7 protein-coding genes are annotated in these 12,318 nt (G+C 50.6%); all 7 read left to right on the top strand.

Annotated features, from left to right (window positions below; genetic code table 11):
• Window positions 1–34: 34 nt before the first annotated feature.
• Window positions 35–2,467 (top strand): glycogen/starch/alpha-glucan phosphorylase, encoded by a 2,433-nt coding sequence (locus IE064_RS06480; protein WP_229799889.1) that lies wholly within the window; start codon window positions 35–37, stop codon window positions 2,465–2,467.
• Between the two features lie 32 nt (window positions 2,468–2,499).
• Window positions 2,500–3,768, top strand: a complete 1,269-nt coding sequence (gene glgC, locus IE064_RS06475; RefSeq protein WP_133040394.1) for a glucose-1-phosphate adenylyltransferase — start codon at window positions 2,500–2,502, stop codon at window positions 3,766–3,768.
• A gap of 26 nt (window positions 3,769–3,794) precedes the next feature.
• Window positions 3,795–5,366 carry a glycogen synthase gene (locus IE064_RS06470; protein ID WP_229799884.1) on the top strand — a complete coding sequence of 524 codons (1,572 nt, stop codon included), beginning with the start codon at window positions 3,795–3,797 and terminating at the stop codon, window positions 5,364–5,366.
• Between the two features lie 77 nt (window positions 5,367–5,443).
• Entirely contained in the window at window positions 5,444–8,482 is a 3,039-nt protein-coding gene (locus IE064_RS06465; RefSeq protein WP_189617139.1) for an EAL domain-containing protein, read from the top strand.
• A gap of 48 nt (window positions 8,483–8,530) precedes the next feature.
• Complete coding sequence (locus IE064_RS06460; RefSeq protein WP_189617138.1) at window positions 8,531–9,766, top strand: DEAD/DEAH box helicase; 1,236 nt, start codon at window positions 8,531–8,533, stop codon at window positions 9,764–9,766.
• Between the two features lie 68 nt (window positions 9,767–9,834).
• Window positions 9,835–10,860 (top strand): CobW family GTP-binding protein, encoded by a 1,026-nt coding sequence (locus tag IE064_RS06455; protein ID WP_189617137.1) that lies wholly within the window; start codon window positions 9,835–9,837, stop codon window positions 10,858–10,860.
• Window positions 10,860–12,212, top strand: a complete 1,353-nt coding sequence (locus IE064_RS06450) for an MATE family efflux transporter (protein WP_189617136.1) — start codon at window positions 10,860–10,862, stop codon at window positions 12,210–12,212. Before IE064_RS06455 ends, IE064_RS06450 begins: the two co-directional genes overlap by 1 nt.
• Window positions 12,213–12,318: the final 106 nt, after the last annotated feature.

Below are 12,318 nucleotides of genomic sequence, written 5' to 3'. Positions count from 1 at the left end.
AAGTCAACAAAGTACCGTTGCCAGCCCGGCCAAAATGCCGGCCCATGAGCCCTGCGAACCATGTGATTCACTGAAGGCCGCATTTGCTAGACAGTTGCGTTATGACCTGTGTTGGGATGAGCAAAATTCGGAAGCGATGTTTCATGCGCTGGCGCTCAGTGTCAAAGAACAGTTGTTGGATAATTGGCGTGACACCCGTAGGCAGGATTTGCAGCAACACAAAAAGCATGTGGCTTACCTGTCACTGGAATTTCTCATGGGGCGCACACTCGGTAATGCCTTGCTGAATTTGGAATTGACTGATGAGTGCCGCACCGTCTTGCAGGAATATGCCGTTAGATTGGAGACGCTGGAGCAACAGGAACATGATGCCGGGTTAGGAAATGGTGGTCTGGGTCGGCTGGCCGCCTGTTTTCTCGATAGTTGCGCTACATTAGGGCTAGCGGTGACGGGTTATGGCATCCGTTACGAATATGGCATGTTTTTACAGAAGATTGTGGATGGCTATCAGGTGGAACAACCGGACCGCTGGCTGCGCGATGGTAATCCCTGGGAAGTCCGGGTTCCGCAGCACAATGTGACAGTACATTTCGGTGGCCGAACCCAGAGTTATGTGGATCTGCGTGGGCGGCGTCATATATTGTGGCTTGATACTCAGGACGTACTGGCGGTGGCATATGATGTACCGGTTCCCGGTTATCGCAATGGCCGGGTCAATACTTTGCGTCTGTGGAAAGCCGAAGCTACCAATGAATTTGATTTGGCCGAGTTTAACCAGGGCGATTATACCGAGGCGGTAGCTGCCAAAAACCAGGCTGAGCAGATCACTATGGTGCTGTATCCCAATGACAGCAGCGAAAACGGTAAAGAATTGCGGTTGCGGCAGCAGTATTTTCTGTCTTCAGCCAGCCTGCAGGACCTGTTGCGTAACTGGGTGCAGCTGCATGGCATGGATTTTACTGAATTTCCCAAGTTTAACGCGATCCAGTTAAACGACACCCATCCCGCCATTGCCGTGCCGGAGTTGATGCGGCTACTGGTGGATGTTTATGAACTGGAATGGGACCCGGCCTGGCAGATTGTCAGCCGTTGTTTGGCTTATACCAACCACACTTTATTGCCAGAAGCGTTAGAGCGCTGGCCGGTACGCATGTTTGCTCACATGCTGCCGCGTATTCTTGAAATCGTCTATGAAATCAATGCCCGCTACCTTGATGAAGTAGCGCATCGCTGGCCTGGAGATGTCAGCAAATTGCGGGACATGTCGATCATTGAAGAGGGACCAGAACCCCACATCCGCATGGCTTATCTGGCGATTGTGGCGAGTTTTTCCGTCAATGGTGTGGCGGCGCTGCACACGCAACTGCTGACTTCAGGGTTGTTTCATAATTTCCACGAATTATGGCCACATAAATTCAACAATCGTACTAACGGTGTGACACCGCGCCGATGGTTGGCGTACTGTAATCCAGCACTAGCCCAACTGATCAGTAGTCGTTTAGGACATGACTGGGTAACCGACCTTAGTAAATTATCGGCACTCAATGCTTACACCCAGGATCATGCTTTTGTTGAGCAATGGCGTAGCGTTAAACAGCATAACAAGCAGAAGCTGGCAACGCTGGTGGCTGAGCGTTGCCGGGTGGAATTTGATACCGGCATGTTGTTTGATGTACAGGTGAAACGTATCCATGAATATAAACGTCAGTTACTGAATATTCTGCATGTGATTCATCTGTACCAACGAGTGCTCACTGGTGACACTCACGGAATGCAACCCCGTTGTGTCTTAATCGGGGGTAAAGCGGCGCCTGGCTATGCCATGGCTAAACTTATTATCAAGTTAGCCAACAACGTGGCGCATATGATCAACAGTGACCACCGCGCCAAACCATGGCTGCGATTTGCCTTTTTGCCCGACTATAACGTCAGCGCTATGGAAACCATCTGTCCCGGTACCGATCTGTCGGAACAGATTTCCACTGCTGGTAAAGAAGCGTCCGGTACTGGCAACATGAAATTTATGATGAATGGTGCATTGACTCTCGGGACTTTGGATGGCGCCAACATTGAGATGTTGGAAGAGGTGGGGGAGGACAACTTTTTCCTATTTGGGCTTAATGCGCCATCGGTGGAGGAGTTAAAGGGGCATTACCGCCCATGGGAATATATTGCGGCATCAGAAGCGCTAACAGGGGTGATGGCACTGCTAAAAAGTGGCCATTTTAACCTGCAAGAACCGGAGATTTTTGCGCCGATTGTGGCCGCTATCGAATCGCCTACTGATCCGTGGATGTTGGCAGCAGATTTTGAATCTTTGCGACTAGCACAACTTGACGTGGCAAAAGCTTATCAGGACTGGCAGCGATGGACCGCCATGAGTATTCGCAATACTGCCGCCAGTGGCCGGTTTTCCAGTGATGTCACGATTGCTGGCTACCGGGATCATATTTGGAAGGCGCGTTAACGGGCCTTTTTTCAGTTGGGGAGACAGAGGATATGTCAAATTCTAGTTTGCGCTTTATCAGCAACTTAACCCGCGATACCTATGCGTTGATCCTGGCAGGAGGCCGGGGCAGTCGTCTGCATGAACTGACCGACTGGCGTGCCAAACCAGCACTGTATTTTGGTGGTAAATTCCGTATTATCGATTTTCCGCTTTCCAACTGCGTTAACTCAGGTATCCGCCGCATTGGGGTAGTCACTCAGTATAAATCCCATTCACTTATCCGCCATATCATGCGTGGTTGGGGGCATTTCAAGAAAGAGTTGGGTGAATCAGTTGAAATTCTGCCGGCATCACAACGTTACTCAGATAACTGGTACCAGGGAACGGCCGATGCGGTATTTCAAAATATTGATATTATTCGCCATGAATTGCCACGCTATGTGATGGTGCTTTCTGGCGATCATGTGTATCGCATGGATTATGCTGGACTGTTAGCCGCGCACGCGGAGTCTGGTGCGGATATGACAGTCTCCTGTATGGAAGTGCCCGTTGCCGAAGCTGCCAATGCGTTTGGGGTGATGGAAGTGGATACTGGCAACCGCATCCTCGGTTTTGAAGAAAAGCCGGCGCATCCCAAGCCATTGCCAGACAACCCAGAGCTGTGTTTGGCATCTATGGGCAACTATGTCTTCAATACCGACTTTCTGTTTGAACAGCTAAAGCGCGATGCGCAAAATGCCGAGTCACAGCGCGATTTTGGTAAAGATATCATTCCGTCGATTATCGAAAATCATCAAGTGTTTGCCTACCCGTTCCGCAGCTCTTTCCCTAATGAGCCTGCCTATTGGCGGGATGTTGGCACGCTGGATTCATTTTGGATGGCCAATATGGAGTTGCTTTCCCCCACCCCGGCGTTAAATCTTTATGATGCCAAGTGGCCGATCTGGACCTATCAGGAGCAATTACCACCCGCTAAGTTTGTGTTTGATGATGACGGCAGACGCGGTATGGCGGTAGATTCCGTAGTTTCCAGTGGTTGCATCATTTCTGGTGCCACGGTACGTCATTGCGTGTTATTTAATGAAGTTCGGGTGTGTTCCTACTCAGTGGTTGAGGATGCGGTGATCCTGCCTGATGTGGTGATCCTACGTAACTGTCGTATCCGCAAAGCGATCATTGACCGTGGTTGTATTATTCCCGAAGGCATGGAAATAGGTTATAACCACGACCACGACCGCGCCAAAGGCTTCCGGGTATCGGAGGATGGGGTGGTGCTGGTGACCCGCGATATGTTGGGTCTTCCGGTAGGCTACGAATAACTAATAACAAAGGATAACGGAAGTAAATGCGGGTACTAATGCTGGCTGCAGAAAATGCAGCCCTCAACGGGGCGAAAGTTGGCGGTATGGCTGATGTGTTGCGGGACTTGCCGCTAGCACTGCAGCCTCATGGGGTTGCCGTCGATATGATTATGCCTGATTACGGTTTTTTGGCGCGGGAGCAACAGGCCGAGTTTGTGTGTGACTTTGTGGTGCCATTTGACAGTGGTCATTACCCGTTGAAGCTGTATCGCCTGCCTAATCCGTTGCTGCCTGATGTCTGGATCTACCTGTTGGCTCATGAGATGTTTGTCTCGCCAGGTCATGTTATCTATACCCAAGATGGGCCTGGTCGCCCGTTTGCTACCGATGCCAGCAAGTTTGCTTTGTTTTGCACTGCGGTTGCTACCTTGCTCTGTGGTGGCTTGCTGCCGTTACCAGAACGGTTGCACTTACATGACTGGCATTGTGGTTTTTTCAGCATGTTGCGAGCGTTTGAACCCGCATATGTCAAATTACAGCAAATCCCTACGGTGCTGAGTATTCACAATTTGGCGATGCAAGGGATCAGACCGCTGACCGGCGATATCTCCTCATTGCAGTCTTGGTTCCCCGCCATGACAGCTATGGGGGTAAAAGCGTTAGCACCTGCCATTGATCCCCGTTATCCCGATTGTGTTAATCCGCTACGTGCGGCCATTAATCTCAGCGATGCCGTGCATTTGGTGTCACCCGGCTATGCCGAAGAGGTGTTGCAGTCGTCGCGGCCTGCGGATGGTTTTTTTGGCGGGGAGGGCTTGGAGCTGGATCTGCAACGGCTACGTCGTTGCAAAAAGCTGTTTGGCATTCTCAATGGTTGTGACTACAGCACTGCGCCACCCGAAGTGTCGCGAACACAGATGCGTCAGCAATTAAATCCGCTGGCATATCAGGCACTGCTGAGCAAACTGGGATACAGTGAATTCGTGCATTCATCGGAGATGATTGCACAGATCCGTTTGGCGCAACATGAGTCTCCACAGGGCTTTTTACTGACATCCGTTGGCCGGTTAACTGATCAGAAAATGCTGATTTTACGGCAACCCTGGCAAGGTGGCTTGGTGTTGGATGCAATATTGCAGCGACTGGCGTCGTGGAACACCTCTGCTTGCTTCTGGTTACTCGGTAGTGGCGATGCGGCATTGGCGCGGGAGTTCAGTGAGGTGGCTGCTCGCCATCATAACTTTCTGTTTATCAACGGCTATCATGAACAACTGTCCTCGGCGCTTTATCACTGTGGCGACCTGTTCTTGATGCCCAGTTCATTTGAACCCTGTGGCATTAGCCAAATGCTGGCACTCAAGGCTGGACAGCCCTGTCTGGTGCATGGCGTTGGTGGTCTTAAAGATACTGTTGAGGACGGCCATAACGGCTTTGTTTTTCATGGCGCTAATCTGCAGCAACAAAGTGAGGCGCTATTGCAGACATTGGAACGGGCATTAACGCTTTTTGGTACCTCTCATTGGCAGCAATTGGTGAGTGCCGCACATGCCAGTCGCTTTGAATGGCACACCAGCGCTCGCGAATATGTGGACAAGCTCTATAGTTCTGCTAATTAACCGAAGCAATTCAAAGGACCCTGCTAAAATCAGATCGATTGTGCTGAGAATTTTCTCTGGGGGCTTCGGAGCCTGATATGTTTCTTCCATTAGTGCAGAACGCAGCTTTGCTGTTGGCGTTGCTCTTAATTTATGACGCTATTCCGCTGTATCGTAAAGACAGTCGCTATCTGTTGGGGGGACAGTTGCTGTCGGGGTCGCTGATTGGGGGGATCTGTATTGCGGTAATGCTGACTCCGTGGACCTTCAGTCCTGGGGTTATCTTTGACAGCCGCAGTGTACTGCTGTGTATGACCGGGTTGTTTTTTGGTGGCATTCCAACATTACTGGCCTGCGTTATTGCCTCATTGTTTCGTATCTATCTAGGTGGCGAAGGTGCATTTATTGGCGCTGGCGTTATCTGGACATCCGGGATAGTGGGGATTTCTTGGCGTAAATGGCGTAACTGGAATCGCCAATCACTGACTCATATCGGCTATCTGGAACTCATCATTTTTTCGCTGCTGACCCATGTGTTGATGCTGCTGTGGATGTTGCTGTTGCCTGCAACGCTGGCTGTGGATGTCATCACTCGTATCGCTTTTCCGGTGCTGATACTCTTCCCAATAGTGAATGTGCTGATGGGCAAAATGCTGTCGCAACGTCTGGAACGGGAAGTGACACAACAGTTGCGGTTGCAGGATGATTTTTTATTCCGTTCACAATTTAACGTAGGCAATTACGGTATCTCCATCAGTTCTCCAGAACGTCTGTTCTTGAAGGTCAATCCGCATTTTTGTCACATGGTGGGTTATACCGAAGAAGAATTACTGCACAAAACCTGGGACAGCCTGACACATCGTGACGATATAGACGAAAACATGTTCAATTTCCGTCGGATGATGGCAGGTGATATCGAGCGATATGAGCTGGAAAAACGCTTTATCAAAAAAAATGGCCAGGTGCTTCATACCCATATGACGGTTTCCTGCCAGCGCAGTTTCCATCAAGTACAACTGGTCATCGCCGGTTATATTGACATCAGTGCAGCTAAGGAAGCACAGCAGGCGTTGGCGGTGAGCCATGCCGAGCTAGAACTAGTGCTCGCCAGCAGCCAGTTAGGCTACTGGGTGTGGGATCTTTGTAGCGATCGCATCACCAATGATAAACAAACCGCAGCTATGCTGGGCTGTACGCTGGAGGAACTCAATAGGGGACGACAAGTGTGGCTTAACGCCATATTGGTTGAAGACCGCATGGAAACACTGCATGCACTTGAACGGCACATCTCCGGCGATACGCCTTCCTATAACAGCGAGTATCGGATCCGCCGTACTGATGGAGAGATCCGCTGGATCCGCGATGTCGGCCAGGTGATGGAACGTAAAGCTGCCAAACCAGTAAAAGTTTGCGGTATTCATCAAGATATCACCCGCGAAAAACAACGTGAGACCTCCTTGAAGTTGGCGGCATCGGTGTATGAAAACAGCAGCGAGGCCATGAGTGTGCTCGACCGTCATGGTAAGATCATCAATGTGAACCCGGCGTTCTGCACCATCATTGGGTATCGAGAAGCTGAGATTATTGGCAAAAATATCACTCTGTTGAAAAGTGAGCGTTACTCGGCGGCAGATTTTCGTGCCATCAAAAAAGATATCGGTAAATACCAGCGCTGGCAGGGCGAGTTATGGATACGGCGCCATGATGGACAAGAAATTATCACTTGGTTGACCATCAACACTATCAGCGGCAGAAAAGGTGAACCACCGCAGTGGGTGGCGTTGTTCTCTGATATCACCGAGAAAAAGCATTCAGAGCAGGTTATCTGGCATCAGGCTAATTACGATCCGCTGACCGGATTACCTAATCGTCGTATGTTACTGGATCAGCTGTATCATGAAATCCAGCGGGCCCGTCGCCGCAGTAGCAAACTAGCGCTGTTATTCCTTGATTTGGACTTCTTTAAGGAGGTCAACGATACCCTAGGGCACGATATGGGCGATCAACTGCTGATCCAGACCGCCGCCAGGTTGCGTGAATGTGTGCGGGAATCCGATTTTGTGGCGCGTCTTGGGGGCGACGAATTCACGATTATTCTAACCGATGCCATTAGCTCGCAGGGGATTGAGCGGGTAGCCGGACAGATCCTGGCGCGTATTGCTGAGCCCTATCAACTTGGTGATGAAACCGCCTATATCAGTGTCAGTATCGGTATTACGCTGTATCCCGATGATGGCGAAGTGGAAGATGTATTGCTGAAACATGCTGATCAGGCAATGTATGCCGCCAAAGAGCATGGGCGCAATCGTTATCACTACTTCACTGATTCCATGCAGCAACAGGCACATTACCGCATGCGTTTGATCCAGGACTTGCGTTCGGCGGTGGAAAGCTGCGCGTTTCAGCTAAGTTATCAACCTATTGTGGAATTGAAGAACGGTAAAGTAACCAAAGCTGAAGCACTTATCCGCTGGCATCATCCGCAACGAGGGCAAGTATCTCCGGCGGAGTTTATTCCGGTTGCTGAAGACACTGGGTTAATTTTTGCTATCGGTAATTGGGTGTTCCAACAAGCCGTCAAACAAAGTGCCCAGTGGCGCGAGCAATTCGGCGCAGAAGTACAAATCAGCATCAACAAATCACCGGTACAATTTCGCGATGAAGGCTCTCATTTCCATGAGTGGTTACAAACGTTGCAGCAACAACCAGATGGCGGTATCTGTATTGAGATCACCGAAGGATTGCTGCTAGATACCAATATGCCGGTGTCAGAAAAACTCTTGGCGTATCGGGATGCAGGTGTACAGGTATCACTGGACGATTTTGGCACTGGCTATTCCTCTTTGGCCTACCTGAAAAAATTTGATATCGACTATCTGAAAATCGACCAGTCCTTTACTAAGAATATTGACAGCGACGCCAGCAATCAGACCTTGTGCGAAGCGATTGTGGTAATGGCTCACAAACTCGGCATGAAAGTTATTGCTGAGGGCGTGGAAACTGCCGCCCAGGCAGCCTTGTTACAGCAGATTAACTGTGACTATGCACAAGGTTACTTTTACTCTAAACCGGTTTCTGCGACAGAGTTTGCCTCGCTTTATCTACAGCCAACGGCGATTGCAAGTCACTCGGAATAAAGTTGTGCGCCGTGTATACTGCGCGCTTTATATGGTGTGGACCTGATTATGCTGTTTTCTGAAACATCGCTACCTCATCAACTGCTCACTGCGGTGGCAGATTACGGCTATCGCCAACTGACACCGGTGCAACAGCAGGTATTACCGTTGGCGCTGGCAGGTAACGATCTGCTGGTATCGGCGCAGACCGGCAGCGGTAAAACGGCGGCATTTGGGTTGCCGATTGTGGCACGGCTGAGTGCTCAGCCACCAGCAATCGGTGCTACTCCCAAAGCGCTGATCCTTACCCCAACTCGGGAACTGGCACAGCAACTGGCAATACATCTCAACGCCTTTGCGGCCGGGTCATCACTCAAGATTAGCGCTGTCTATGGTGGCGCTAATTTTCGGCCGCAGCGGCAGCGGTTACTGCAAGGGGTTGATATTCTGGTCGCGACCCCTGGGCGTTTGTTTGATCATTTGAGTCAGGACTATCTCGATCTCAGTCAATTACAGTTTTTGATACTGGATGAAGCCGATCGCATGTTGGATATGGGTTTTATTAAAGATATTCAACGATTGCAAAAATGGTTGCCAAGCAAGCGGCAGACACTGTTGTTTTCTGCTACTTTCCCGCCAATTGTGCGCCAGTTGGGGCAACAACTGACGCAGCAGCCACAATGGATTGAATTGCCACACAGTGTCTCTCAGGGACGCATCCAGCAACAGGTATTGCTGGTGTCAAAACAGCGTAAAGCCGAATTGCTGGCCGAATTGGTGGGTAAACACAACTGGCAACAGACGCTAGTATTTGTCAATACCAAAGATGCTGCCAGCCGTTTGGGGCAGGAACTCTCTCTGGATGGCATCAGCAATGAAGTGTTTCATGGTGACTGTACGCAAGGCGCTAGAAATCGAGCATTAGCCGCCTTTGTTGACGGTAAGATTCGGATATTGGTGGCTACCGATGTCGCCGCCAGAGGACTCGACATCCCAGCACTACCGCGGGTGATTAATCTGGAGCTGCCGACGGAGCCAGAAGATTATGTGCACCGCATTGGTCGAACCGGTCGCGCTGGCTTGGACGGTGAAGCCTTATCTATGGTGAGTCCTCAAGAATTGCCGCAATTGCAACAGTTGCAACAAGTTCTCGGATTGAATTTGCCGCAGCAGACACCTGTGGGCTATGAAGTCACCGCGCCATTACCAGAACGTTATCGTCACGCTGCTAAGCTCACCAGTACTAAACTGCCACCCAAACAAAGGGTGCGTAGTAACCAGAAACCTAAGCGACCACGCCGATAACAGGTGTGGCTGGCAGCGGTTTTGGGTACACTTGGCAACCTGCTGAATGCCAGTCTCAATAACTTATTATGATCATTACCGCCGTTCCGACCCATGTTATCACCGGTTTCCTCGGGGCCGGAAAAACTACTTTTATCAAAGCGTTATTGCAGACTAAGCCAGTCGATGAAACCTGGGCGGTGCTAGTAAATGAATTCGGTGAAATCGGTATAGATGCCGGACTGATGGGCAATGGCAATGCACAGGTTGTGATCCGCGAAGTGGCGGGTGGCTGCATCTGCTGTGCCGCTGGCGTACCATTGCAAGTGGCGGTGACACAGTTACTTGCCAAAGCCAAACCACAACGTTTGTTGATTGAACCCACAGGTTTAGGCCATCCACAGCAGATCATTCGTACGTTAAAATCAGACTGGTTTGCACAATCGATTCACTTGCTTTCGTCCGTGTGTCTGTTGGATCCGCGGAAACTGGGTGATGCGCGCTACTATGAGCATGAAACCTTCAACGCGCAGCTTGCCAGTGCGGATATCTTGCTGGCAGCTAAAGCCGACTTATGGCAGGAACAGAGCCAAGTTCAGCAGCAATTACAGCAGTTTGTTGCCAAGCATTATCCGCAAAAGCCGTGGTTAGTTTGGTCACAGCAGTTACCTGTGCCGTCAGCATTATGGGCGTTAATGCAGCATCCAGGCAATGATACCAGCGCTCCTAGCCGCCAGATACCTTCACTATTGCAACCCACATCTGAGTTCAACATAGATGCCGACACTGCTGATGAAGCTTTTGACGACAGAGGTGTACTCTTCAAACAACATCTGGACGGTGAGGTCTGTAGTTATGGCTGGGTTTTCTCTCCGGCTTGGGTGTTTTCATTAGCGCCTTTGCTGCAATGGGTTAAAGCCCAGCAAGTGATGCGATTAAAAGCGGTAATGATCACCGCCGATGGCATAGCCGCCTGCAACATGCTTGACGGTGAGTTACAGGTGGCGGAGTTGGATGATGCACTGGATTCCCGCCTAGAGCTTATCAGTCGGGAACCACTAGATGCCGTGCTGCTGGAGCGGCAATTGTTAGCGTGTGCGGCAGCGGAGTATTAATGGGTAGCACCGAAAATCGAGGCGCCGCGGCCGATCTGGCGTTGCTGCAAGCGCCAGTTGGCAAACTGTTTTGGCGTTATGCCGTGCCAACTATCGCTTCGATGTTGGCGACCGGCATTTATGTAACCATCGATGGCATGTTTATCGGCCACTACTTGGGAGCCGATGGCTTAGCGGGGATCACCTTAGCTTATCCTGTCGGCGCAATATTATATGCGGTGGGGACCTTAATCGGCATGGGCGGTGCGGCGCTAGTGTCTTTGTTGCTAGGGCAAGGTAAGGTCACTGAGGCCCGTCAGGTCGTGGGTAACAGTTTCACGCTGGCCTTGCTGTGCGGCATAACGTTGGCGGTAATTGGTAGCGCTGGCAGTGAGTCGGCGTTGCGACTGCTCGGCGCTGATGGCGCAGTACTGGCTTACGCCCGCGATTACCTGTTCTGGTATTTTGCCCTTGGGACTTTACCTATTCTGGCAACCACCTTTACCGCCATGTTACGTAATGATGGTCATCCGGGAACGGTTACGCTGATCCTGATCTTGGGCGGTGTGTTGAACACGCTGCTCGACTGGTTGCTGATCGTGGTATTGCCGTTCGGGCTGGCCGGGGCGGCTATCGCCACCATGTTGTCGCACGGTGTTACCGCGGCATTGTGTTTGCGGCATTTTTTCAGTGACCGTACCCGTTTGCAATTAAATCTGCGACAAATGCAATGGCAATGGCCTCACGTGCGTGGCATTGGCCGATTGGGTCTCTCCAGTATGTTGATGAGCCTTTATCTGTCGGTAGTGCTGACACTGCATAATATTGCGTTGTTATGGCAGGGCAATGAGTTGCACCTCGCCGCCTATGGCGTGATCGGTTACACCGAAGCTATGTTTTATCTAATTTTTGAAGGTATTGCTCTCGGCACTCAGCCCATTCTCAGTTTCAATACCGGTGCCCTACAACTGCAACGTGTGCGTCAGGCGGCCAAGCTGGCTTTTAACGTCACCATTGCCACTGCCTTGCTCGGCTGGCTGTTGATTTATGGTAGGCCACAGTGGATGTTGTGGTTGTTTGCTGGCGATAATCCGCAGTTGGCACCAGTAGCGATTGAAGGGATGTATCTGTATTTCTGGGGATTGCCGCTGGAAGGCATGGTGCTCGTCGGTGCCAGTCTGTTTCAGGCTATCAACCGTCCGAAAGAAGCGGCGATGTTGACCGGCGCCAAAATTGTGCTGGTGGCCTTGCTATTATGGTTACTTGGCGGCTTGTTTGGGGTGCGTGGTGTGTGGGTTTCGTTATCTTGCTGCAGTACGCTGTTATGGTTGTGGATGTGTCATACCTTAAAGCGCCTGAATAATGCAGCATAATAATTTATCTATTTGTTTTAAAATGAATTAATTTAAATGGCACTAAAGAAGCGATTACCATATTAGCGGTTTTGTGTTATTAATGGAGCCGAATTCTCGTCTGTAG

The sequence above is a fragment of the Shewanella fodinae genome (genome assembly GCF_014651955.1).
Taxonomy (GTDB): Bacteria; Pseudomonadota; Gammaproteobacteria; order Enterobacterales; family Shewanellaceae; genus Shewanella; species Shewanella fodinae.
This window is presented reverse-complemented; position numbering and strand designations above follow the sequence as displayed.